The 22242-nt window shown below is 62.0% G+C and carries 22 protein-coding genes and 5 tRNA genes; 16 read left to right on the top strand and 11 right to left on the bottom strand.

Annotation, left to right across the window (positions count from 1 at the left end):
• The first annotated feature begins 3 nt into the window (after window positions 1-3).
• The 11 genes from ACLBKS_RS12600 (at window position 4) to ACLBKS_RS12550 (ending at window position 8939) form a co-directional block, all read left to right on the top strand.
• Window positions 4-90: transfer RNA gene (locus ACLBKS_RS12600), tRNA-Leu, on the top strand.
• Between the two features lie 78 nt (window positions 91-168).
• On the top strand, window positions 169-1482 hold the full coding sequence (gene tig / locus ACLBKS_RS12595) for a trigger factor (RefSeq protein WP_410193149.1): 1314 nt from the start codon (window positions 169-171) through the stop codon (window positions 1480-1482).
• A 164-nt stretch (window positions 1483-1646) separates the two neighbouring features.
• A complete protein-coding gene (gene clpP / locus ACLBKS_RS12590; protein ID WP_050797397.1) occupies window positions 1647-2294 on the top strand; it encodes an ATP-dependent Clp endopeptidase proteolytic subunit ClpP in 648 nt (215 codons plus the stop codon).
• A gap of 136 nt (window positions 2295-2430) precedes the next feature.
• A complete protein-coding gene (clpX, locus tag ACLBKS_RS12585; protein ID WP_410193148.1) occupies window positions 2431-3696 on the top strand; it encodes an ATP-dependent Clp protease ATP-binding subunit ClpX in 1266 nt (421 codons plus the stop codon).
• A 266-nt stretch (window positions 3697-3962) separates the two neighbouring features.
• A complete protein-coding gene (gene lon / locus ACLBKS_RS12580; protein ID WP_410193147.1) occupies window positions 3963-6401 on the top strand; it encodes an endopeptidase La in 2439 nt (812 codons plus the stop codon).
• A gap of 78 nt (window positions 6402-6479) precedes the next feature.
• Window positions 6480-6555: transfer RNA gene (locus ACLBKS_RS12575), tRNA-Gly, on the top strand.
• A 73-nt stretch (window positions 6556-6628) separates the two neighbouring features.
• Window positions 6629-6702: transfer RNA gene (locus ACLBKS_RS12570), tRNA-Cys, on the top strand.
• A 10-nt stretch (window positions 6703-6712) separates the two neighbouring features.
• Window positions 6713-6788: transfer RNA gene (locus ACLBKS_RS12565), tRNA-Gly, on the top strand.
• A 56-nt stretch (window positions 6789-6844) separates the two neighbouring features.
• Window positions 6845-6936, top strand: a tRNA-Leu gene (locus tag ACLBKS_RS12560).
• A gap of 24 nt (window positions 6937-6960) precedes the next feature.
• Window positions 6961-7578, top strand: coding sequence for a DUF6806 family protein (locus ACLBKS_RS12555; RefSeq protein ID WP_410193146.1), 618 nt, complete (start codon window positions 6961-6963; stop codon window positions 7576-7578).
• A gap of 125 nt (window positions 7579-7703) precedes the next feature.
• Window positions 7704-8939 (top strand): HD-GYP domain-containing protein, encoded by a 1236-nt coding sequence (locus ACLBKS_RS12550; protein ID WP_410193145.1) that lies wholly within the window; start codon window positions 7704-7706, stop codon window positions 8937-8939.
• 83 nt (window positions 8940-9022) lie between these two features.
• On the opposite strand, the gene ACLBKS_RS12545 is transcribed toward ACLBKS_RS12550, so the two are convergent.
• From ACLBKS_RS12545 to ACLBKS_RS12515, 7 genes are all read right to left on the bottom strand, one after another.
• The gene (locus tag ACLBKS_RS12545) at window positions 9023-9733 is read right to left on the bottom strand and encodes a glutathione binding-like protein (RefSeq protein WP_410193144.1); all 711 of its coding nucleotides are present in this window, start codon (window positions 9731-9733) and stop codon (window positions 9023-9025) included.
• 95 nt (window positions 9734-9828) lie between these two features.
• Window positions 9829-11130, bottom strand: coding sequence for an acyl-CoA dehydrogenase family protein (locus ACLBKS_RS12540; protein ID WP_410193143.1), 1302 nt, complete (start codon window positions 11128-11130; stop codon window positions 9829-9831).
• 44 nt (window positions 11131-11174) lie between these two features.
• Window positions 11175-12308: a phosphotransferase gene (locus ACLBKS_RS12535; RefSeq protein ID WP_410193142.1), complete on the bottom strand. Its 1134-nt coding sequence runs from the start codon at window positions 12306-12308 to the stop codon at window positions 11175-11177.
• A gap of 51 nt (window positions 12309-12359) precedes the next feature.
• A complete protein-coding gene (locus tag ACLBKS_RS12530) occupies window positions 12360-13091 on the bottom strand; it encodes a Crp/Fnr family transcriptional regulator (RefSeq protein WP_410193141.1) in 732 nt (243 codons plus the stop codon).
• A 96-nt stretch (window positions 13092-13187) separates the two neighbouring features.
• On the bottom strand, window positions 13188-13967 hold the full coding sequence (locus ACLBKS_RS12525; RefSeq protein ID WP_410193140.1) for an oxepin-CoA hydrolase, alternative type: 780 nt from the start codon (window positions 13965-13967) through the stop codon (window positions 13188-13190).
• Between the two features lie 34 nt (window positions 13968-14001).
• Window positions 14002-15543: a 3-hydroxyacyl-CoA dehydrogenase gene (locus tag ACLBKS_RS12520; RefSeq protein WP_410193139.1), complete on the bottom strand. Its 1542-nt coding sequence runs from the start codon at window positions 15541-15543 to the stop codon at window positions 14002-14004.
• A 61-nt stretch (window positions 15544-15604) separates the two neighbouring features.
• Window positions 15605-16630 carry a D-2-hydroxyacid dehydrogenase family protein gene (locus ACLBKS_RS12515; protein WP_410193138.1) on the bottom strand — a complete coding sequence of 342 codons (1026 nt, stop codon included), beginning with the start codon at window positions 16628-16630 and terminating at the stop codon, window positions 15605-15607.
• 181 nt (window positions 16631-16811) lie between these two features.
• Between ACLBKS_RS12515 and ACLBKS_RS12510 the strand changes: the two genes are divergently transcribed.
• Complete coding sequence (locus ACLBKS_RS12510) at window positions 16812-17024, top strand: hypothetical protein (protein WP_410193137.1); 213 nt, start codon at window positions 16812-16814, stop codon at window positions 17022-17024.
• A gap of 3 nt (window positions 17025-17027) precedes the next feature.
• On the opposite strand, the gene lexA is transcribed toward ACLBKS_RS12510, so the two are convergent.
• Window positions 17028-17720, bottom strand: a complete 693-nt coding sequence (gene lexA / locus ACLBKS_RS12505) for a transcriptional repressor LexA (protein WP_410193136.1) — start codon at window positions 17718-17720, stop codon at window positions 17028-17030.
• A 72-nt stretch (window positions 17721-17792) separates the two neighbouring features.
• On the opposite strand from lexA, the gene ACLBKS_RS12500 reads away from it, so the two are divergent.
• The 4 genes from ACLBKS_RS12500 to ACLBKS_RS12485 are packed head-to-tail and all read left to right on the top strand — an operon-like array spanning window position 17793 to window position 20243.
• Window positions 17793-18845 (top strand): asparaginase, encoded by a 1053-nt coding sequence (locus tag ACLBKS_RS12500; protein WP_410193135.1) that lies wholly within the window; start codon window positions 17793-17795, stop codon window positions 18843-18845.
• Window positions 18835-19266, top strand: coding sequence for a hypothetical protein (locus ACLBKS_RS12495; RefSeq protein WP_410193134.1), 432 nt, complete (start codon window positions 18835-18837; stop codon window positions 19264-19266). The genes ACLBKS_RS12500 and ACLBKS_RS12495 overlap by 11 nt, the downstream gene beginning before the upstream one ends.
• Before the next feature lie 40 nt (window positions 19267-19306).
• Window positions 19307-19771 (top strand): DUF6152 family protein, encoded by a 465-nt coding sequence (locus ACLBKS_RS12490; RefSeq protein WP_410193133.1) that lies wholly within the window; start codon window positions 19307-19309, stop codon window positions 19769-19771.
• A 22-nt stretch (window positions 19772-19793) separates the two neighbouring features.
• On the top strand, window positions 19794-20243 hold the full coding sequence (locus ACLBKS_RS12485; protein ID WP_410193132.1) for an H-NS family nucleoid-associated regulatory protein: 450 nt from the start codon (window positions 19794-19796) through the stop codon (window positions 20241-20243).
• 171 nt (window positions 20244-20414) lie between these two features.
• Here ACLBKS_RS12485 and adk read toward each other — a convergent pair whose 3' ends face one another.
• From adk to ACLBKS_RS12470, 3 genes are all read right to left on the bottom strand, one after another.
• Window positions 20415-21071, bottom strand: coding sequence for an adenylate kinase (gene adk / locus ACLBKS_RS12480; protein WP_410193131.1), 657 nt, complete (start codon window positions 21069-21071; stop codon window positions 20415-20417).
• Between the two features lie 138 nt (window positions 21072-21209).
• A complete protein-coding gene (gene kdsB / locus ACLBKS_RS12475; RefSeq protein WP_410193130.1) occupies window positions 21210-21989 on the bottom strand; it encodes a 3-deoxy-manno-octulosonate cytidylyltransferase in 780 nt (259 codons plus the stop codon).
• A 39-nt stretch (window positions 21990-22028) separates the two neighbouring features.
• The gene (locus tag ACLBKS_RS12470; protein ID WP_410193321.1) at window positions 22029-22211 is read right to left on the bottom strand and encodes a Trm112 family protein; all 183 of its coding nucleotides are present in this window, start codon (window positions 22209-22211) and stop codon (window positions 22029-22031) included.
• Window positions 22212-22242: the final 31 nt, after the last annotated feature.

Here is a 22242-nt window from a genome sequence, read left to right as displayed (position 1 = left end):
TTTGCGCGGGTGGCGAAATTGGTAGACGCACCAGGTTTAGGTCCTGACGCCCGCAAGGGTGTGGGGGTTCGAGTCCCCCCCCGCGCACCACACAGTGGCAATTCCTGGCGGCCCAAGCCGCTGCAGTTGCCCCGATCCGTCCGAATCGTCGATTTTTTGGAGTAGACCATGGCCGTTACCGTTGAAACCCTCGAGAAGCTCGAGCGCAAGATCACCCTGAACCTGCCTGTGGACGTGATCAAGACCGAGGTGGACGCGCGCCTCAAGAAGCTCGCGCGCACCGTGCGCATGGACGGCTTCCGTCCTGGCAAGGCGCCGATGAGCGTCGTGGCCCAGCGCTATGGTTTCTCCGTTCAGTACGAGGTCATGAACGACAAGGTGGGCGAGGCGTTCGCCGCTGCTGCCAACGAGGCCAAGCTGCGCGTGGCCGGTCAGCCCCGCATCACCGAAAAGGACAATGCGCCCGAGGGCCAAGTCAGCTTTGACGCGGTGTTCGAGGTCTATCCCGAAGTGAAGATCGGTGAACTCTCCGGCGCGCAGATCGAAAAGGTGAGCGCCGAAGTCAGTGATGCCGCGATCCAGAAAACCGTGGACATCCTGCGCAAGCAGCGCCGCACCTTCGCTCAGCGCGGCAAGGACGAAGCCGCGCAAGATGGCGACCGCGTGTCAGTGGACTTCGAAGGCAAGATCGATGGCGAACCCTTCCAGGGCGGCAAGGCTGACGGCTTCCAGTTTCTGGTGGGCGAAGGACAGATGCTCAAGGAATTCGAAGATGCTGTGCGTGGCATGAAGGCTGGCGAGAGCAAGACCTTCCCGCTGGCTTTCCCGGCCGACTACCACGGCCAGGACGTGGCAGGTAAAACCGCCGACTTCCTGGTCACGGTCAAGAAGATTGAGGCTGCGCACCTGCCCGAGGTGGACGATGCTCTGGCCAAGTCCCTGGGGGTGGCCGAGGGAACCGTGGCTGCCTTGCATGCCGACATCCGCAAGAACCTGGAGCGCGAGGTCAAGGCCCGTTTGGTGGCGCGCAACAAGCAAGCGGTGATGGACACCCTGATCGCCAAGGCTGAGCTCGACCTGCCCAAGAGCATCGTCGCTGCCGAGCTGGACCGCATGGTCGAGAGTGCCCGCGCCGACTTGAAGGCGCGCGGCATCAAAGACGCCGACAAGGCCCCCATCCCCACAGAGCTGTTCACGCCGCAAGCCGAGCGCCGCGTGCGCCTGGGCTTGGTGGTGGCCGAATTGGTGCGTGCCAACAAGCTGGAAGCGACACCCGAGCAAATCAAGGCGCATGTGGATGAACTGGCGGCCAGTTACGAGCGTCCGGAAGATGTCAAGCGCTGGTATTTCAGCGACAACCGCCGCATGGCTGAGGTCGAGGCCGTGGTGATTGAGAACAACGTCACGGAGTTCGTGTTGTCCAAGGCCAAGGTCACGGACAAGGCGATTTCCTTTGATGATCTGATGGGGCAGCCCGGCTGATCCCTGGCGTCGCATGCGGTTGGGGCCTGAGCCGGGGCTTGCAGTCCCGGCGGCAGGCCCCATTTGCTTGTAGGCGTGGTCTTTGCGCCGCGCCGTTCACGGCCCTTGCCGGATTTCCGTTATATAAATGGCGATAAAGTCCGGGTCTCTCATTTGGAGTCAACATGAATCTGCGCAACTCTGTCGCTCATCCCTCCGCCTACCACGGCGCCACCGAAACGCAAGCCCTGGGCATGGTGCCGATCGTGATCGAGCAGTCGGGGCGCGGCGAACGTTCCTATGACATCTACTCGCGCCTGCTGCGTGAGCGTGTGATCTTCCTGGTGGGGCCTGTGAATGACCAGACGGCCAATTTGGTGGTGGCGCAATTGCTGTTCCTGGAAAGCGAGAACCCTGACAAGGAGATTTCGCTCTACATCAACTCTCCCGGTGGCAGCGTGAGCGCCGGCATGTCGATCTTCGACACGATGAATTTCATCAAGCCTGACGTGTCCACCCTGTGCATCGGCATGGCGGCCAGCATGGGCGCCTTTTTGCTGGCGGCTGGCGCCAAGGGCAAGCGCTTTTCCTTGCCCAACTCCAAGATCATGATTCACCAGCCGCTCGGTGGTGCGCAAGGCCAGGCGACCGAAATCGAGATCCATGCCCGTGAAATCCTCAAGACCCGTGAGCAGTTGAACAAGATCCTGGCGGAGCGCACGGGCCAGCCACTGGAAAAGATCGAGCGTGACACCGAACGCGATTACTACCTCTCGGCTGACGAGGCCAAGGATTACGGACTGGTCGATCAGGTGATCGCGAAAAGGCCCTGAATTCCCGGGCAGCGCGGTTTTTGCGACGCCCATACCAGGTCCTTTTTCAAGGCCTGGGGGGCTCGTGTGAGCAGCTTGCGCGCTTGGTTATGATCTGCCCGGGAATCTCCCGGTGGGCAAGGAAGGTGATGAACATATGGCCGACAAAAAAAGCACATCCAGCGAAAAAACCTTGTATTGCTCTTTCTGCGGCAAGAGCCAGCATGAGGTACGCAAACTGATTGCCGGCCCCTCTGTATTCGTCTGCGACGAATGCATTGAGTTGTGCAACGAAATCATTCGTGATGAGCTGCCAGCGCCCAGCGACCAGAACGCAGGACGCGGCAGTTTGCCCACACCTGCGGAGATCAAGGCCAACCTGGACAATTATGTGATCGGCCAAGATGCCGCCAAGCGCACGCTCGCGGTTGCGGTGTACAACCACTACAAGCGTTTGCAGCACAAAGAGACCGCCCGCAAGGACGAGGTGGAGTTGGCCAAGAGCAACATCCTGCTCATCGGCCCCACCGGTTCGGGAAAGACCCTGCTGGCACAGACCCTGGCGCGCCAGCTCAACGTACCATTCGTGATGGCGGACGCGACCACGCTGACCGAGGCCGGTTATGTGGGCGAGGACGTCGAAAACATCATTGCCAAGCTGCTGCAGAACTGCAACTACGAGGTTGAGAAGGCTCAGCGTGGCATCGTCTACATCGACGAAATCGACAAAATCTCACGCAAGAGCGACAACCCGAGCATCACCCGCGATGTCTCCGGCGAGGGCGTGCAGCAGGCCTTGCTCAAGCTCATCGAGGGAACGATGGCCTCGGTGCCCCCGCAGGGTGGGCGCAAGCACCCGAACCAGGATTTCATTCAGGTGGATACCACCAACATTCTCTTCATTTGCGGTGGTGCGTTTGCTGGCTTGGAGAAGGTGATTGAGCGTCGCACGGAATCTTCGGGCATCGGCTTCGGCGCGGCGGTCAAAAGCAAGACCCAGCGCAGCCTGACGGAAGTTTTCAAGGAAGTCGAGCCGGAAGATCTGATCAAGTACGGACTGATTCCCGAACTCGTGGGGCGCATGCCCGTGGTCGCCACGCTGGCTGAGCTGAGCGAAGATGCCCTGGTGCAGATCCTGACTGAGCCCAAGAATGCGCTGGTCAAGCAGTACGCCAAGCTTTTCGGCATGGAGGGGGTGGAACTGGAGATCCGTCCCACGGCACTGGCCGCGATTGCCAAGAAAAGTCTGGCCCGCAAGACCGGCGCGCGGGGTCTGCGTTCCATCATGGAACAGTCCTTGATCGACACGATGTTTGATCTGCCGACCTTGAATAATGTGGAGAAGGTCGTCGTGGATGAGTCCACGATCGAGGAACACAAACCGCCTCTGTTGGTGTACCGCGAGGCTGCTAAGCAAGCCTGATTCAGAGGCCTGATTCCTTGGGACCGGCGAGCCGCCAATCCAAGGGGCGATCCAATCGGGGCAGTTTTTGCCCGAAAATCGCGCGAAAAGCTCAGGAATTGGGAAAGCTGTCGGTTTTCCATGGTTTCCTTCGTGGTTTCAGCAGGGCAAATCCTGCTTAACATCTCCTCAGCGGCTTAATATGCATCGCAGGGCTGGAAAAAGAGAATCATCCCCGCATCTATCCCTTCACAGCCTGCTCATCAAAAACATTGCGAGGACCCTCCATGTCCGGTCAAACTCATCTGCCGCCTGAACCCCTGGAATTGCCGCTGCTGCCCCTGCGCGACGTGGTCATCTTTCCCCATATGGTGATTCCGCTGTTCGTGGGGCGCCCCAAGAGCATCAAGGCCCTCGAAGCTGCGATGGAAGCGGAGCGCCGCATCATGCTCGTCGCGCAAAAAGCCGCCGCGAAGGACGAACCCCAAGTGTCGGACATGTTCGACGTGGGCTGCGTTTCTACAATTCTGCAAATGCTCAAGTTGCCCGATGGCACGGTGAAGGTGCTAGTTGAAGGGCAGCAGCGCGCGAGCGTTCAAAACATCACGGAAGGCGAAACCCATTTCACAGCGACCGTGGTGCCGGTGCAGGCCGCTGCCTCCGAGGTGATGGGTGAGAAGCTGAGCAGTGAAATCGAAGCGTTGCGCCGAGCCGTGATGCAGCAGTTTGACCAGTACGTCAAGCTCAACAAGAAAATCCCTCCCGAGATTCTGACCTCCATCTCCAGCATCGATGACCCCGGCCGACTGGCCGACACCATCGCTGCCCATCTCCCACTCAAGTTGGAGAACAAGCAGGCGGTGCTGAGTCTGTCCGAGGTGAAAGATAGGCTTGAGAATCTGTTTGAGCAGATCGAGCGCGAAGTCGACATCCTCAACGTGGACAAGCGCATCCGAGGCCGTGTCAAACGTCAGATGGAAAAAAACCAGCGCGACTTCTATCTGAATGAGCAGGTCAAGGCCATTCAGAAAGAACTGGGCGAGGGCGAGGACGGCGCGGACCTTGAGGAGATCGAGAAAAAGATCAAGCTCGCCCGCATGCCCGCCGAGGCGCGCAAGAAAGCTGAGAATGAGCTCAAGAAGCTCAAGCTCATGTCGCCCATGTCGGCTGAGGCCACCGTGGTGCGCAATTACATCGATGCGCTGGTCGGGTTACCTTGGAGCAAGAAGACCAAGATCAAGCACGACCTCGCGAATGCCGAAGAAGTGCTGAACCAGGACCACTTTGGACTGGAGAAGGTGAAGGACCGCATTCTTGAATACCTCGCGGTCCAGCAGCGCGTGGACAAGGTCAAGGCGCCAATTCTCTGCTTGGTTGGGCCGCCCGGTGTCGGTAAGACCTCGCTTGGGCAGTCGATCGCCAAGGCCACAGGACGCAAGTACGTCCGCATGGCCTTGGGGGGCATGCGCGACGAAGCGGAAATTCGCGGCCATCGTCGGACATACATCGGCGCCATGCCCGGCAAGGTGCTGCAGTCGCTGACCAAGGTCGGCACCCGCAATCCACTCTTCTTGTTGGATGAGATCGACAAGCTGGGCACGGATTTTCGGGGTGATCCATCGAGCGCCCTGTTGGAAGTGCTGGACCCAGAGCAGAACAACAAGTTCGGTGACCACTATGTGGAGGTCGATTTCGACCTGTCGGATGTGATGTTCGTCGCAACATCCAACTCCATGAACATTCCGCCCGCATTGCTGGATCGCATGGAGGTGATCCGGCTCTCAGGCTACACGGAGGATGAGAAAGTCAACATCGCTCAGCGTTACCTGAGCCCGAAGCAGCTCAAGAACAACGGCGTCAAGGACGAGGAGTTGCTGATCACGGAAGACGCGATCCGCGATATCGTTCGTTACTACACCCGTGAGGCGGGTGTCCGTTCTCTCGAGCGGGAGATCTCCAAGATCTGCCGCAAGGTCGTCAAGGGCTTGCAACTGAAGAAACTGACGCCCCAAGTTCAGGTCACCGCAGAGAATCTGCACGACTACCTGGGAGTGCGCAAGTTCACCTATGGCCGCGCTGAACAGCAAAACCAGGTGGGGCAGGTCGTTGGCTTGGCGTGGACGGAGGTGGGCGGCGATTTGCTGACCATCGAGGCCGCGCTCATGCCCGGAAAGGGCAATATCACCCGTACCGGTTCCTTGGGTGACGTGATGAAGGAATCGGTCGAGGCTGCTCGGACCGTGGTCCGCAGCCGAGCGCGCAGTCTCGGCATTCCCGACGAGTACTTCGAGAAGCGTGATCTGCATGTGCACGTGCCGGATGGTGCGACACCCAAGGATGGTCCCAGCGCCGGTGCCGCCATGACCACGGCCATGGTCTCCGCCATGACGGGCATTCCCGTGCGCGGTGAAGTGGCCATGACCGGTGAAATCACGCTGCGCGGCGAAGTCACCGCGATTGGCGGCTTGAAGGAAAAACTACTCGCGGCCTTGCGAGGTGGCATCAAGACCGTGTTGATTCCAGAAGAGAACGTCAAGGATCTTCAGGAGATTCCTGACAATGTCAAAAGTGGTCTGGACATCGTGCCGGTCAAGTGGATTGACAAGGTGTTGGAGATCGCGCTGGAGCGTCTGCCCACGCCATTGCCGGATGACGAACCCTCTGCCGCGGTGGAGGCTGGTGCGCCTGCCACTCCCGAGGCTGCTCAGGGCTCGATCAAACATTGAGTATCGGCCAGCGCGAAAAATTTCACGCTGGTCCACGTGATGTGGGGAAAATTCGTTCTATAATCATGGTCTCTTAACGCGGGAATAGCTCAGTTGGTAGAGCGCAACCTTGCCAAGGTTGAGGTCGCGAGTTCGAGCCTCGTTTCCCGCTCCAAGATTCCGAAAAGGGAAGCCCGATGCTTCCCTTTTTTATTCAGTCCCGGTGGCTCGGGGCTGGAAGTTTTGAAGGCGCGATAGCAAAGCGGTTATGCAACGGATTGCAAATCCGTCTAGTCCGGTTCGACTCCGGATCGCGCCTCCAGGTATTCAGCGCGGGAATAGCTCAGTTGGTAGAGCGCAACCTTGCCAAGGTTGAGGTCGCGAGTTCGAGCCTCGTTTCCCGCTCCATTTCTTTGGCCTCCCCGTGTTGCTGTTTGCTTCACAATCGGGCAGATCGCTCTGCCGCCTCGATGGTGAAATTGGTAGACACAGCGGACTTAAAATCCGCCGCAGCCTGAAAGGGCGCGTACCGGTTCGACCCCGGTTCGAGGCACCAAAAGCACCCACAACGACCCTCCCTATGGCCAGCAGCTACGACGCTCCGTTTGAAATTCATGTTCACGGTGATGTGCCTTTACGCGCAGACGTGGCTTTCGAGCAGATTCAGGATGCGCTCAAGCCCCTGTGGAAGTACGTTGGCGCTCGTACCTTGGCTGAAGGGGCGCACAGCCACTACGAGGATGAGCCGGGCATCCGTTTCGATGCTCAAGAGCACGTGCTGCGACTGTGCTGGACGGTGCTGGGCGACGAGAACTTTCGCCAGTCTCTTGACGAGATGTGCATGAGCCTCAACGAGTTGTCTCAAGCAGGCGCTGCGATTGAGATCACGTTCTACGATGTCGAGTTCGATGAGGAAGAGGCCGACCCAGAGACCGAGTCGCGTGACGACTTCCTCATGCTTTTCGTCGGCCCCAATCCTGGCGCCATCATGCAGGTTCAGCGCGACATCCTGGTGCAGGATGTGATCCATGTGATGGAGCGCCACTTCGACGCCTCTGAGTTGAGTGGCTTGGTCGGTGAAATCGACAACCTGTTCCGGGGCCGCTACGATGCCCTGGTCAATTCACTTGAGATCGGTAAACCCCCACGGGGTGCGGGCGGCCACGGCGGGGGGCGTAAGCCTCGGCACCTGCACTGATCCAAGGCGTCCCGGCTAGTCCTGCCTCCCAGGAGATTGCCGACGCGCGGTCCTCGCCCATATTGGTGATGCCGCCGCAAGAAGCTTGATGTTACGATCCTCGCAGGGTGCGTGGAGAACCTTTCATGCTCAAATGCATACGCGTCGAGTCGTTGAAACTGGGGATGTGGGTTGAAGAACTGCGGGGGTCCTGGCAGGAGCATCCATTCTGGCGCGACAGCTTTCTGCTGGCGGACCCCAAAGATCTGGAACGCATACTTGACAGTAGCATCCGCGAGGTCTGGATTGACAGCAGCAAGGGGCTCGACGTTCCCCCGGGGACGGAAGTTGAGACCGAGGAGCAGGTCGCCTTTGAGGCCCAGCTTGAGCTTAACGAAGTGGCTCGCCTTTCTCGGGTGACGGAGCCCTTGCCCATCAAAGAGGAATTGTCTCGAGCGGCCCTGATCTGTCAGCAATCCAAGCAAGCGGTGATGTCCATGTTCCAGGAAGCCCGCATGGGCAAGACGGTGGACGCGGCCCGTGCGCAACATCTGGTTGAAGAGATTTCCGACTCCGTTTCCCGTAACGCCAGTGCGCTGATCAGTTTGGCGCGGCTCAAGACCGCGGACGACTACACCTACATGCACTCTGTCGCGGTGTGCGCCTTGATGATCGCATTGGCCAGGCAGATGGGTCTGAGTGAGGGACAAACGCGATCCGCGGGGTTGGCGGGGTTGCTGCATGACCTGGGCAAGGCGGCGACTCCTCCCGGCGTGCTGAACAAGCCTGGCAAGCTGACGCCCGCTGAGTTCGAAGTGATGAAGCAGCACACCATCGATGGTTATCGCATGCTCCAGAACGTCGGCAACCTGGATCCGGTGGCTTTGGATGTTTGCCTACACCACCACGAGAAAGTCGACGGATCTGGCTATCCCAAGGGTCTGAAGGATTCGGAAATCAGCTTGTTCGCCAAGATGGGGGCCGTGTGCGACGTGTACGACGCCATCACCTCTGACCGTCCTTATAAAGCGGGCTGGGATCCCGCTCAGGCTTTGCATAAGATGGCCGAATGGTCTCGCGGACATTTTGATCAACGGGTGTTCCAGGCCTTCGTCAAGAGCCTGGGCATCTACCCGGTGGGGTCCTTGCTTCGCCTGACATCAGACCGCTGGGGGGCCGTGTTGGCGGTGGTGGTGGAGCAGTCCCCACAGGCTTTGACTAAACCGATCGTCAAAGTGTTTTATTCCGTGGACCGTACCGCTCATATCGCGCCTCAGACCGTGGACCTCTCATCTCCCCATGTGATTGAGCGCATTGTTGGACGCGAAGATCCCGTGGAATGGGAATTCGAGGGGCTGGATCAGTTCTGGGCTGTGGCGTGAGATGAAGGGCCGATTAGCCGGTTCCATCCCCTCGATGCGTCGTGCGTGGATGGAATCCACGACACCGGGGCGCTTGGGATAGCTTAACGACGTTGGTACTGCGTCGAGCCGTAAAGCACTTCCCGCTCCTTGGCACTGGGAGTCGGGGTCGGTTTGCGCAAATGTGCCAGGACTTCCAAGCCGCGTTGCACGGACGAGCGAGTGGCGATTTTGTTGAACCAGGCTTCCAAGTGAGGGTAGTCACTCAACGTAACGCCTTGGCCCTGCCAACCGCGTAGCCAGGGGAACACGGCGATGTCGGCGATCGAGTATTCGGAGCCGCCCAGCCAAGTGCTGTGCGCCAAGCGCTTATCGATCACACCGTAAATGCGCTTTGCCTCGTTGGTGTAACGGTTGATGGCGTACTCGACTTTCTCCGGAGCGTAGAGACGGAAGTGATGCGCTTGTCCCAGCATCGGGCCGACTCCTCCCATCTGGAACATCAGCCACTGCAGTACCTCGTATTTGCCACGTACATCGGCGGGCATGAACTTTCCGAACTTGCCTGCGAGGTAAAGCAGGATCGCCCCGGACTCGAACAAACTGATGGGCTCGCCGTCCGGTCCTTGGCTGTCGACCAGGGCAGGGATTTTGTTGTTGGGGCTGATCTTGAGGAATTCCGGCTTGAATTGATCGCCTTCGCCAATATTGATCGGGTGTGCCTGCCAGTCGCGACCCTCTCGCAGGCCGCACTCTTCCAACATGATGTGAACCTTGTGGCCGTTGGGCGTGGGCCAGGAATAGACGTCGATCATGAAAAACTCCAAGACTATGAAAGCACAAGCCGCGACTCGGCTCGGCTTGTGCGGAGAGCTAACTCCGCGATTGTGCTTCGTCTGAGCGATCTGCGTCAGCAACCCCGGGTGATGGGTGGCTCAATGGCCTTGGGTACAGGGGCGTACTTGCCCAGTTCCCACTTGGCGATGGCATTGCGGTGCACTTCATCCGGCCCGTCAGCGAAGCGCAGGGTGCGGGCGTTCGCCCAGCTGTAGGCGAGCGGGAAGTCTTGGCTGAGTCCCCCTCCGCCATGGACTTGCATCGCCCAGTCGATCACCTGGCAGGCCATGCTCGGAGCCACGACCTTGATCATGGCAATTTCCGTCTGGGCAACTTTGTTGCCCACCGTGTCCATCATCCAGGCCGCCTTGAGCGTGAGCAGCCGAGCCATGTCGATTTGGCAACGCGCCTCGGCAATTCTTTCCTGCGTCACCGTCTGGGCGGCGACGGGTTTGCCGAAGGCAACGCGCGAGGAGGCCCGCCTGCACATGTATTCGAGCGCGCGTTCCGCTTGGCCTATGAGCCGCATGCAGTGGTGGATGCGCCCTGGGCCCAGGCGCCCTTGCGCGATCTCGAAGCCGCGTCCTTCGCCGAGCAGTATGTTGGAAGCTGGGACACGCACATCTTTGAAGTCCACTTCCATGTGCCCGTGCGGTGCGTCGTCGTAACCCATGACGTTCAGCGCGCGCATGACGGTGATGCCCGGCGTGTTCGCGGGCACCAGCACCATGCTCTGTTGCGAATGTCGCGCCGCTTCCGGGTCGGTTTTGCCCATGACGATGTAGATGGCGCAGCGTGGGTCTCCGGCGCCAGAGGTCCACCATTTGCGGCCATTGATCAAGTAGTCTTCCCCCGTTGGGCCTCGGGCTCGCTCGATGCGCGTGGCGATGTTGGTCGCGTCGCTGGACGCCACGTCAGGCTCAGTCATCGCGAACGCGGAGCGGATCTTGCCCTCCAGCAGCGGCCGCAGCCATTGAGCGCGGTGTTCCGCGCTGCCATAACGTGCGATGGTCTCCATGTTCCCGGTGTCCGGCGCTGAGCAGTTGAAGACTTCCGAGGCCCAGGGCACCCGCCCCATGATCTCGGCCAGCGGCGCGTACTCTTGATTGGTGAGGCCGGCGCCACCCCAGTCGGTGCCGTTCACGCCTGCGATCTCCGCGCTGTCCCGGGGCAAAAAGAGGTTCCACAGCCCTTCGGACCGAGCTTTCTCCTTGAGTTGCTCGATCAGGGGCAGAGGAGTCCAGCGCTTGCCCGCTGCAGTGTGGGTCGCCAGTTCCGCGTGGTATGTCGGTTCATGGGGGTAGATGTGATCATCCATGAAGCGTTGCAGCCGCGCGCGCAAGGCTTGCGTGCGGGGAGAGTAGTCGAAATCCATGGCGTCTCCTTCGGAAGCGTGTGGCAGGTGAGTAGGGCGTCGGGTCAGCGCTGTTGGGTCACGAACTGCCAGGCCAGGGCGGCCATGGGGCGGGCGCCTGCGGCGGACTTGCGCGCCTGCGCGCTGGCGGCAGTGCCGTTTTCGACGCGCTTGGCGATGCCTTGCAGGATGGCGGCGATCCGGAACAAGTTGTAGGCCAGGTAGTAGTTCCAGTCCGCGCGCAGCGTCACGGGGCTGATGCGTCCGCCATGGTTGCCCGTGCGCGCGCAGTAAAGGGCGATGTACTCGTCTTCGAGCGGAATGCCCAGGGTCTGGAGGTCGAGGCCACCGATGCCGCGGAAGTCCCCTGGCGGGATATGCCAGGTCATGCAGTGGTACGCAAAGTCTGCGAGGGGGTGGCCCAGGGTGGACAGTTCCCAGTCCAGCACGGCGATCACCTTGGGCTCGACGGCGTCAAACATCAAGTTGTCGAGCCGATAGTCTCCGTGCACGATGCCGACCAGGCTGTCGTCGCGCGCACTGGCGGGAAGGTGAGCCGGGAGCCACTCCAGCAGTTGTTCCATTTCCTGGATGGGTTGGGACAGCTCACCCGCGCCATCCGCGGATGCGCGGTACTGCTTGCCCCAGCGTGTGATCTGGCGTTCCACGTACGCGCCTGGCCGGCCGTAGTCGCCCAGGCCTCGCGCGGTGAAATCCACCTTGTGCAGCGCCGCGATGACCCGGTTCATTTCCAAATAGACGGCGCGGCGCTCCGAGGGGGCCATGCCGGGCAGGGACTGGTCCCAGAGCACTCGCCCCGGCATGAAGGCCATGATGTAGAAAGCGCGCCCTATGACGGTTTCGTCCTCGCACAAAGCCAGCATCTCTGGCACAGGAACCTCGGTGCCAGCCAGGCCGCGCATCACCGCGTACTCACGCTCGATGGCATGGGCCGAGGGCAGCAGCTTGGCGACTGGCCCGGGTTTGGCCCTCATCACATAGCTGCGAGAGGGCGTGACCAGCTTGTACGTGGGGTTGGACTGTCCGCCCTTGAAGGACTCCACGGTCAAGGGACCGCTGAACCCGGGAAGGTGTTTCGCGAGCCAGGCTTGCAAGACGCCCGTGTCCAGGGCATGGGCAGGTGGCACGGGGCGCGTGCCGACATAGGGGTTGTCGCGTTCGCTATCGGTTGTCGGCATGGTCTCCTCGCTTGTTTGGGTGTGTGCGTCATGCCTGGTCTGCCGCAGCGCCTAGGGTTCCCTGGTCTGCTCCGCCTCGACGATGCGCATCAATGCTTCGCGGCTGCGCACCACCAAGCCCCCTGGTTCGATGCGTATCGCGTCCTCGCGTTCCATCGCCTTGAGTTCCTGGTTCACGCGCTGGCGGGACGCTCCAAGCAACTGCGCCAGTTCCTCCTGCGCCAAATGCAAGCCGATGCGGGTTTCGTGCGCTGCATTCAGAGAAGGTGTGCCATAGCTGCGCATCAGATGCAGCAGTTGCTTGGCCAAGCGCGCGCGCAAGGGCAGGGTGTTGAGGTCTTCCACCAAGCCGTAGAGTGAACGAATGCGCCGTGCCTGCAGGCGCAACAAGGCTGCGTACAACTCGGCATGCGTGTCCAGCAGCTTCTGGAAATCCGCCTTGGCCACGCGCAGTGTGCTGGTGTCCCCGTGCGCATACGCGTCGTGCGTGCGCAAGTCGCCATCGAACAGCGCGGTGTCGCCCAGCCAAACCCCTGGCTCCACGTAAGCCAGGGTGATTTGCTTGCCCGCCAGGGTGGTGGAGCTGACACGGATGGCTCCCTTGGCGCAGGCGATCCAGTCCTCGGGCGGGTCGCCGCGCGCGGCCAGCAACTCGCCGTCTTTGTGACGCATGACGTAGGCGCATCGGAGGATGTCGTGGCGTAGGGTGGGCGAGAGTGAAGAGAACCAGCGGCCCCCGTTGATGGCGGTCCGTTCCTCGATGGTAAGTTTGGGTTCGTCCATGGTCTGTCCGCTGGGTGACTCGTGCGGGTTCGTGGGCTGGGGGCCTGTCCGGTGCGCGACGGCCGGTGACTAAGGTGGGTAGAACGGCAGGTGCCGTCACTCAAACTCGGGCGTGCGGCGGCCCAGGAAAGCGGCGATGCCGATCCCCGCGTTCGGGTGGTGCAGATTGCGAACGAAGTGGTCGCGCTCTTCCGACAGCTGCGCATGCAGGCTGTTGCTGGCGGCGGCCTCCAGCAGCTCCTTGCCGCTGGCGAGCGCGTTCGGGGCTTTGGCGTTCAATTGCTCCGCCAGCGCTTGTGCCGTGTCCAGGGCATGTCCGGGCTCGCTCACGCGGTTGACCAAACCAAGCGCATGCAGGCGCGAGGCGTGGACGCGCTCCGCCCCCAGTAACAGCTCGCTCGCCAGTTGCCTGGGCAGGGCCTGTGCGAGGTGCCAGCTGGCCCCGCCATCCGGCGAGAGGCCGACTTGTCCATAGGACATCACGAAAACCGCGTCGCTGGCCGCGACGATGAAGTCGCAGGCCAGCGCCAGCGAAAACCCCGCCCCCGCCGCTGCGCCTTCGACCGCGGCGATGACCGGCTTGGGAAAGGTGCGGATGGCTTCAATGAAGCTGTGCAACTGATCGATGCTTTGCGCTTGCACCGCCGGAGCTTCCTGGCGGTTGGCTTGAAGGCGGTTCAGATCTCCCCCTGCGCAGAACATCGACCCCTCGCCGGTCAGGATGACGCTGCGGATGTCCGGGTTGCTCTCGGCGACGTTCAGCGCCTCGATGCCAGCGGCATAGATGGCCGGGCCCAAGGCGTTGCGCTGGCTGGGGTTGGAGAGGGTCAGCACCATGGTTTGGCCCAGGCTGCTGCTTTTGAGTTGCGCGCTCATTGCTTCTTTGCTTGAGGTGATTCGTGGGAGGTTTTCATTCTTCTTCGTGCAGCAGTGAGAGACCGATGGCGCCCCGTCGACGCAGCCAAGGGCTGGGACGGTAACGCGGGTCTCCATAGACCGTCTGCAGATTGAAAAGCACTTCCAGCACATTGGTCGGGCCGTAGCGGTCTCCCATGGCCAGAGGCCCCAGCGGGTAGCCCAGGCCCAAGGTGACTGCTGTTTCCAGATCGGCGGGTGTGCAGATGCGCTGCTGGCAGATGTCCGCGGCCACGTTGACGATGCCGGCGACCACGCGTTGGGTGACAAAACCGCCGCTGTCACGGATCACGCTGACGGCTTTGCCGTCGCGCGCGAAGAGTGCGTGCGCGGCGTCCCGCATGTCGCGCCGAGTGGCTGGGTTGGTCGCCAGCACGCGGCGCCGGGTCGCCGCATCCTCGACCAACAGGTCGATGCCGAGGGTGCGCGCGGGATCCAAGCGTTCGACCACGGCCACGGTGGTCACGTCATGGCCCAGCGGTGCGACCAGCGTGAGCGCGGCGGCCGAGGGTGATTGTCCGGTTTCGATCTTCGCACCCAGGTCTTTGAGCAACTGGTACAGCTCGGCGCGGCGCGCGGCGCGGGGGGATACCCAGACCGGCGGCAGCTCCGGGACTTCGGGGACGGCCGGTTCGGGGGGGAGCTCAGCCTGGCCCTCCCGGTAGCGGTAAAACCCTTCGCCGGTTTTGCGCCCCAGCAAGCCCCCAGCCAGGCGCTGAGCTGTGATGACACTGGGGCGATAGCGGGCTTCCTCGTAATACTGGTGGTAGATGGATTCCATCACCGGGTGCGACACGTCCAGGGCGGTCAAATCCATCAGCTCGAAAGGACCGAGCTTGAAGCCCACTTGATCGCGCAGGATGCGGTCGATCGTCGCGTAATCGGCCACGCCCTCGCTGGCGAGGCGCAGGGCCTCGGTCCCGTAGGCGCGCCCCGCGTGATTGACGATGAAGCCTGGCGTGTCCTGGGCCTGGACGGGCTGGTGTCCCATCTGGCGCGCATACGCTGCGAGTTGACTGCAGACGGCGTGTTCCGTCCTCAAGCCTGGGATGACCTCAACCACCCGCATCAGCGGGACGGGGTTGAAGAAGTGGTATCCCGCCAGCCGCTGTGGTTGACTCAGCGCTGCCGCAATCGCGGTGACGGACAAGGACGACGTGTTGGTGGCAAGCACCGTCTGCGAAGAGACCACGGCTTCCAGCGCCACGAAGAGCTTTTGCTTGACCTCGAGGTTTTCAATCACGGCTTCGATGACCAAATCGCAGTCGGCCAACTCTTGGATCTGCCTGGCTGCTCGCAGCCGGGACTTGCAGGCGCTGGCGGCCTGTGCCGTGAGCTTGCCCTTGGTCACCTGCCGGTCCCACTGCTCGCCGATGGAGTGCACGGCGCTGGCCACGGCCTCGGGGCTCGTGTCGTAGAGGGTGACGGTCGTGCCTGCCTGGGCCGCGATCTGCGCGATCCCTCGGCCCATGGCTCCCGCGCCGACCAGCGCGACGCGGGGGAAAACGGGTGAGGATTCCGAGGATGATGTACTCATGTCGAGGATTATCGGAGCGGTTCAGGAGCCCACGGGACGGCCGGGTGTCGCGTCGGACAGCTCACCGAGCCAGGGACTCGGGATTCACAATATTCGAGGGCTGACCTTGGATGTAGCGGAGCAGGTTGTCAAAGGCCGCTCCAAAGTACAGCTCGTAGTTGTCCCGTTCGACGTAGCCGATGTGGGGAGTGCAAATGCAGTTGCCCAGTCCGAGCAAGGGATGATCGGCCGCAATGGGCTCGGATTCGAACACATCAATGGCTGCCAGGCCGGGCCGCCCCTGACGCAGCGCGTGCAACAGGGCATCGGATTCGATCAGCTCCGCACGCGAGGTGTTGACCAGCAAGGCCGTGGGCTGCATGCGGGCCAGGTCCTGCGCGGTCACGATGCCGCGCGTGGCCTCATTCAGACGCAGGTGCAGGCTCAGCACATCGCTGCTGGAGAAAAACACCTCACGGCTGGTGGCGGCTTCGAAACCGTCCTGAGCGGCTTGGCGTCGGGACGCCTCGCTGCCCCAGACTTGGACCCGCATGCCAAAGGCCTGTCCATAGCCCGCCACCATCTGCCCAATCTTGCCGTAGCCCCAGACACCTAAGGTCCTGCCGCGCAAGGACACGCCCAGGCCCAAGGCTGGTGGCCAGGCAGCTTGACCCTCGGTGGCTCCAACTGCTTTGTCAAACCCTGTTCTTTGCCAGATGCCTTGCTTGAGGTTGCCGATGTAGTGAGGCAGCCGTCGTGTCGCGGCCATGATCAGCGCCCAAGTGAGTTCGGCCGGTGCAATGGGGCTACCGGAGCCCTCGGCCACGGCGATACCCCGTTCTGTGCAGGCTGCCAGATCAATGTGGGTCCCCATGCGCCCGGTCTGGCTGATGAACTTCAACTTGGGAAGTTTGTCCAGCAACGCGCGGTTGATGGAAGTGCGCTCTCGAATGAGTACCAGCGCCTCGGCGTCACGCAAACGGATGGCGAGTTGCCCGAGCCCCTTGACTGTGTTGTTGTAGACCTTCCAAGGCAGCCCCGCCAATTTCTCGGTGCACTGAAGGTGGCGGACGACATCTTGGTAGTCGTCCAGTATCACGGTGTTCATGCACCTTATTGTGCATGCGACAGCTGGCCTCGTCGGTCTTGCGCGGGACTGTCAGGGCTTGAGCCCGATGTGGGAACCCAAGAATGGATGCCCAAAAGTGGATGACCGAGATGCGGTGGGCTTGGCCTGCCCGTCCAAGCGAACCGAAGGTCAGCGATGCTGCCCGGCAAGGCCCGCAGTCATGCGTTCCAGTTCGGCACAGACCTCCGCCATCCTGCCCGAAATGACCATGCGCTGTGCGGTGGGCGAGGCGTCACTCGACAGCATGCTGGACCGGGCGCGCACCACGCGCACCGACGAGCGGTTGGGCGCATTCAGGGCGGGCCTGAGGGTCGACGCGCTAGCGAGGGAAAAGAGTCTGGGAGAAGACAAAGTCATTGCGGACATGGTGTGAGCCTCACATCAGCATGGTGTTGCGGATCAGGCCCACGGCCAAACCCTCGATTTCAAAGGCATCACCGGGCTCGACCACGATGGGCTGGTAGTCCGGGTTTTCTGGCAGTAGTTCCACCACGTCCTTGTTGCGGCGGTACCGCTTCACTGTGACCTCCTCGCCCAGGCGCGCCACCACGATCTGGCCATTCTTCGCTTCTTTGGCAGTCTGTACCGCGAGAAGGTCGCCGTCCATGATGCCCGCATCACGCATGGACATGCCGCGCACCTTGAGCAGGTAGTCCGGCTTGCGCTGGAACAGCGAGCTCTCGACGTAGTAGGTCTGGTCCACATGCTCCTGGGCAAGAATGGGTGAACCGGCAGCCACACGACCCACCAGGGGCAAGGCCAGTTGGGCAACGCCAGAGGCCACTTTTTCACCGATACTGGACAAGGACGAAGACAGGGTGTCGCGCAAGGCCTTGCCCTTGAGCCGGATACCGCGCGAGGTGCCGCTGACCAGCTCGATCACGCCCTTGCGCGCCAGCGCCTGCAAATGTTCTTCTGCCGCGTTGGCGGACTTGAATCCGAGTTCGGTGGCGATTTCCGCGCGCGTGGGCGGCGCGCCGGTGTTGGCAATCGCGCTCTGGATCAGGTCCAGAATCTGCTGCTGGCGGGCCGTGAGCTTGGCGGTGGGGGCGTCTTGCGGCAAGTCCATGGTGGTGCTCCTGTATTGCTATCCAACTGTCTTCATATCCAGTAACTGTATTTTTCAACAGTTTTTCAGAGAATGCAAGCAAAAACTTCCGACAAGGCGCAAAAAATCGTGGTTCTCGGCACCGGAGGCACGATTGCCGGGCTTTCCACGCCAGAAAGGGGCGCTGGGGCTTATGTGGCGGGCCAAAAGCCCATTGAGGACCTGCTGGCCGGCTTGACCATTCCCGCCGCGCTGACCGGGCTCGCGATCGAAAGCGAGCAGGTTGCCCAGATCGACAGCAAGGACATGGACGTGCCGGTTTGGCAAAACTTGCTGAGGCGGTGCCGCCACTGGCTTGAACAGGCCGAGGTGCGTGGTGTCCTCATCACCCATGGCACCGACACGTTGGAGGAAACCGCCTGGCTCCTGCAACTGGGGCTGGCGCCTCTGATGCAAGCACACGGTAAACCGGTCGTTCTCACCTGTGCCATGCGGCCTGCCGATGCACCGGACGCCGATGGCCCCGGCAATCTGCGTGACGCCTTGCAGGTATTGGTCGAACCGCCGGCGCAGGGCGTGTTGTCGGTGTGCGCGGGCCGTGTGATGAGCGCTCGGGCGGTGCGCAAAGTCCATGCAACCCGGCTCGATGCCTTTGACTCCAGCGGTGCACCTGATGTTGCGCGGCTCGTGGACGAACCCCCTGACTTGGGCGGTTCCTCGGTGCGTTGGTCGCTGGCGGAGGATCCTGGATCGGCTGCGCCACCGCCAGCGAACCGGCTGGCGAGCATGTTGGCTGCTGCAGCCTGGCCGCGCGTCGAACTTTTGCTCAGCCATGCGGGTGCCAGCGGTGCCCTGGTACGGACTCTCTGTGACCCCGACATGGCCATGCGCTCGGGGGCCTCCCCCTTGCGCGGCCTGGTGGTGGCTGCCACGGGCAATGGCACGCTCCATCGGGAGTTGGAAGCCGCTTTGCGCGAGGCGCAGTCGCACGGCGTGCGCGTGGTGATTGCCACTCGTTGTGCGGAAGGCGGGTTGAAAGCGGGGCATTCAGGGGCGGTAGGAGTTGACATGGGCTTCGCGACCACGGACCTGAGTCCAGTCAAGGCGCGCCTGTCCCTGATGCTGGAACTGCTGGATGAGCGCTGACCTCGCGGCAGGCATCGTGTCCAGCGCCTGGGCCTATCCAGCGCTGGAAGTCGTGCATTTGAGCGGTGTCGCCTTGCTGGTGGGCAATCTGGTGCTGCTGGAGATTCGGGTGTTTGGCTGGGGCGGCGGCTTGCCCGTGCGTGATCTCGCCCGATTGGCGCTCACGCTTGCGGTGGTCGGATTCGGCTTGGCCGCCGTCTCCGGACTGCTGATGTTTTTCACCCAAGCCGCCGAGCTGATCGCCAACCGCGCATTCACCTGCAAGATGCTGTTGTTAATGCTGGCGGCGTGTAATGCGGGCTGGTTTCACGGCCGGGCTTCCCTCGACAAGCTGGACGCACTCGCTCGAGTGCAGATGGTCTTGTCCACCTTGATTTGGCTGGCCGTGCTGGGCTGCGGCCGCTGGATCGCTTACGTGTGATTCACGGCATTGGTTCACAGCTGTTTGAAGGAGAGTTCCCATGCAACGCCGTCACTTTGTGCTCGCCACGCTCACGCTGCCCGCAGCCGCGCAGGCGCATCACGGTTGGAGCAGTTTTGACCAGCAGCGCCCGCTTTGGCTGCACGGCCGCGTGGTCAGCGTGCGCTGGCAGAACCCCCATGCTGAATTCGTGCTGGAGCGGCCCGCCACACCCAGTCTTCCCCCTGATTTGAAACAGCGCCGTCTGCCCGCCCAGAGCGCGCCGGTGGACGGTGCCGCCTTGCTGGCGCAGGCCCAGTTGCCGCGCCGCTCGGAACGGCGCTGGGAGGTCGAACTGGCCCCGCTCTCGCGCATGAACGCCTGGGGGGTCACTCCGCTCAAGGTGGGGGACGAGGTCGGCGTGCTGGGATTCACCTTCGCCGATGAGAAGGGTGATGCCCTTCTGCGGGCGGAATACCTGTTCGTGGGCGAACAGGTGTTTGGGTTGCGATCCAGTCCGACCTGAGCGTCTGTCAGGTGTCGTTGCCATGGGCGCGATCCTCGCGCGAGTTGCCCAAAATCCTGATTGCTGTATAAAATATCAGCCACTGATCAAAAAATCAGTGTTTGAATCTGGGCGAAATACTTTCGTGTCCAGCCGGCAACCCTTAGGAAGTCAACCCATGAGCCTTGAAATCAACGACCTGAGCCTGGAGCAATTGGAAGCGCAGAAGGCCAGCTACGAAAAACGCATCGCCGAACTCCGCCAGCAGGAGCGTGATGCAGCCCTCCTGACCGTGCGTGAGCTCGTGGCCAAGCACAAATTCACCGCGAAGGAGATCAGCCAAACCTCGTCCGGTGCTCAGCCCACCGACGCCGTCGAGGCAAAGTACAGGAACCCCGAAACCGGTGAAACCTGGTCCGGGCGTGGTCGTGCGCCGGCTTGGCTGGAAGGCGCAGCGAACAAAGCACAGTTTCAGATCGCCGCATCCTCCTGATGGTCACTTGTCATGGCAACGGTGCGCAGTGGCGTGACGTTGCCGTCGAGTCGTGGTGCCCACAGTCATCAGGTTCATGAACTGCGGGACCTCGGCACCCAAGAAAAAGGCCTGCATGGTGATACATGCAGGCCTTTTGCATAGAGTGCGCTTCATCAGCGCCGCAAGATTTCAGGCATCCAGCGCCTTCAACGCCCGTTGCGTGATCTCGTCCACGCTGCCCAGCCCGCTGATTTTGCGGTACTTGGGGGCGGCGCCTGCGTCCTTGGCGGCCCACTGGCTGTAGTAGTCCACCAGCGGACGCGTCTGCGCACTGTAGACGTCCAGGCGCTTCTTGACGGTTTCTTCCTTGTCGTCGTCGCGCTGCACCAAAGGTTCGCCCGTGATGTCGTCCTTGCCTGCCGCGATCGGCGGGTTGAACTTGATGTGGTAAGTGCGGCCTGAGGCCGGGTGCGAGCGGCGCCCGCTCATGCGCTCGATGATGGCGTCGAAGGGCACGTCGATTTCCAGCACGTAGTCCAGCTTGACGCCCGCGGCCTTCATGGCCTCTGCCTGCGGAATGGTGCGCGGGAAGCCATCGAACAGAAAGCCCGGCGCGCAGTCCGGCTGGGCGATGCGTTCCTTCACGAGGTTGATGATCAGGTCATCACTGACCAAACCACCCGACTCCATCACGGCCTTGGCCTGCAGCCCCAGAGGCGTGCCCGCCTTCACCGCCGCGCGCAGCATGTCGCCGGTCGAGATTTGCGGGATGCCGTATTTTCTGCAGAGAAAGGCCGCTTGCGTGCCCTTGCCGGCGCCGGGGGCGCCCAACAGGATCAGTCTCATGGGATGTCCTCGGGAAGAGTGATGACGCAGGCCGGGCACCACAAGGGTGCAGCCTGCGGGGGATGCTTGAGGATAGCATGGCGAACCCAGGTCACCGGGCTCGCGGGCCGCACTCAGGGTAATCCTCGGTGCGTAATCTCAATGTGCAAACAGGCGGCGGACGCGCTCCAGATCGTCAGGCGTGTCCACGCCCGGGCCAGGTGCGTCCTGCGTGATGTGCACGGCGATGCGATGGCCATGCCAGAGCGCACGCAACTGCTCCAGGGCTTCGCTGTTTTCAATCGGGGCGGCCGCGAGCTTGGGGAACTGGCGCAGGAAACCCACGCGGTACGCGTAGATGCCGATGTGGCGCAGCGGCGTAGCGAATTTGTCGCCTGCCGGTGGGAGCTCCCGCAGCCCCTGCGCGAAGCCATCACGCCACCACGCTATCGGGGCGCGGCTGAAATACAGCGCCAGGCCGCGTGCGTCGAGCACGACCTTGACCACGTTGGGGTTGCCGAACTCCGAAGCATCGTGGATGGGATGAGCCGCCGTGCTCATGCTGGCCTCGGGTCGTTGCACCAAAAGATCGGCCACGGCCTGGACCAACGCGGGGTCGATCAGGGGCTCGTCGCCCTGCACGTTCACGACGGTGGCTTCGTCGGGCAAGCCCAGCAGCTCGCAGGCCTCGGCGAGCCGGTCGCTGCCGCTGGGATGGTCCGCACGCGTGAGGATCGCCTGCACACCGTGCTGCGCGCAAGCCTGCTGGATGCTGGTGTGGTCCGTCGCCACAACGACGCGCACATGGCTCGGCAGGCCACCGCGCACACGCTGCGCCACGCGCACGATCATGGGCAGGCCAGCGATGTCGGCCAGGGGTTTGTTGGGGAGGCGCGACGAAGCGAGCCGCGCGGGAATCAAGACGGTGGTGTCAGACATCGGAACAAGGATCAGTGACGTGGCAATGCGTGCGGGTGCTCATCGTTCAAGCTCTTCGTCGGTCAGCGTCCGAGCTTCGCTCTCCAGCAGAACGGGGATGCCATCGCGGATCGGATAGGCCAAGCGCGCGCTGCGTGAACGCAGTTCCTGCTTGTCTCGGTCATATTCCAGTGCTCCCTTGGTCACGGGGCAGACCAGCAGTTCCAGCAAACGGGTGTCCAGGCTCATGGTGTGGGCGCGGCGATGGCGCGAG

The organism is Hylemonella sp. W303a (assembly GCF_046452315.1).
In the GTDB taxonomy this organism is placed as follows: Bacteria; Pseudomonadota; Gammaproteobacteria; order Burkholderiales; family Burkholderiaceae_C; genus Hylemonella.
This window is presented reverse-complemented; position numbering and strand designations above follow the sequence as displayed.

Coding starts and splice junctions, on each gene's coding strand:
- tig (WP_410193149.1), top strand. CDS start 169: ATGGCCGTTACCGTTGAAACCCTCGAGAAGCTCGAGCGCAAGATCACC.
- clpP (WP_050797397.1), top strand. CDS start 1,647: ATGAATCTGCGCAACTCTGTCGCTCATCCCTCCGCCTACCACGGCGCC.
- clpX (WP_410193148.1), top strand. CDS start 2,431: ATGGCCGACAAAAAAAGCACATCCAGCGAAAAAACCTTGTATTGCTCT.
- lon (WP_410193147.1), top strand. CDS start 3,963: ATGTCCGGTCAAACTCATCTGCCGCCTGAACCCCTGGAATTGCCGCTG.
- ACLBKS_RS12555 (WP_410193146.1), top strand. CDS start 6,961: ATGGCCAGCAGCTACGACGCTCCGTTTGAAATTCATGTTCACGGTGAT.
- ACLBKS_RS12550 (WP_410193145.1), top strand. CDS start 7,704: ATGCTCAAATGCATACGCGTCGAGTCGTTGAAACTGGGGATGTGGGTT.
- ACLBKS_RS12545 (WP_410193144.1), bottom strand. CDS start 9,733: ATGATCGACGTCTATTCCTGGCCCACGCCCAACGGCCACAAGGTTCAC.
- ACLBKS_RS12540 (WP_410193143.1), bottom strand. CDS start 11,130: ATGGATTTCGACTACTCTCCCCGCACGCAAGCCTTGCGCGCGCGGCTG.
- ACLBKS_RS12535 (WP_410193142.1), bottom strand. CDS start 12,308: ATGCCGACAACCGATAGCGAACGCGACAACCCCTATGTCGGCACGCGC.
- ACLBKS_RS12530 (WP_410193141.1), bottom strand. CDS start 13,091: ATGGACGAACCCAAACTTACCATCGAGGAACGGACCGCCATCAACGGG.
- ACLBKS_RS12525 (WP_410193140.1), bottom strand. CDS start 13,967: ATGAGCGCGCAACTCAAAAGCAGCAGCCTGGGCCAAACCATGGTGCTG.
- ACLBKS_RS12520 (WP_410193139.1), bottom strand. CDS start 15,543: ATGAGTACATCATCCTCGGAATCCTCACCCGTTTTCCCCCGCGTCGCG.
- ACLBKS_RS12515 (WP_410193138.1), bottom strand. CDS start 16,630: ATGAACACCGTGATACTGGACGACTACCAAGATGTCGTCCGCCACCTT.
- ACLBKS_RS12510 (WP_410193137.1), top strand. CDS start 16,812: ATGCGTTCCAGTTCGGCACAGACCTCCGCCATCCTGCCCGAAATGACC.
- lexA (WP_410193136.1), bottom strand. CDS start 17,720: ATGGACTTGCCGCAAGACGCCCCCACCGCCAAGCTCACGGCCCGCCAG.
- ACLBKS_RS12500 (WP_410193135.1), top strand. CDS start 17,793: ATGCAAGCAAAAACTTCCGACAAGGCGCAAAAAATCGTGGTTCTCGGC.
- ACLBKS_RS12495 (WP_410193134.1), top strand. CDS start 18,835: ATGAGCGCTGACCTCGCGGCAGGCATCGTGTCCAGCGCCTGGGCCTAT.
- ACLBKS_RS12490 (WP_410193133.1), top strand. CDS start 19,307: ATGCAACGCCGTCACTTTGTGCTCGCCACGCTCACGCTGCCCGCAGCC.
- ACLBKS_RS12485 (WP_410193132.1), top strand. CDS start 19,794: ATGGGCGCGATCCTCGCGCGAGTTGCCCAAAATCCTGATTGCTGTATA.
- adk (WP_410193131.1), bottom strand. CDS start 21,071: ATGAGACTGATCCTGTTGGGCGCCCCCGGCGCCGGCAAGGGCACGCAA.
- kdsB (WP_410193130.1), bottom strand. CDS start 21,989: ATGTCTGACACCACCGTCTTGATTCCCGCGCGGCTCGCTTCGTCGCGC.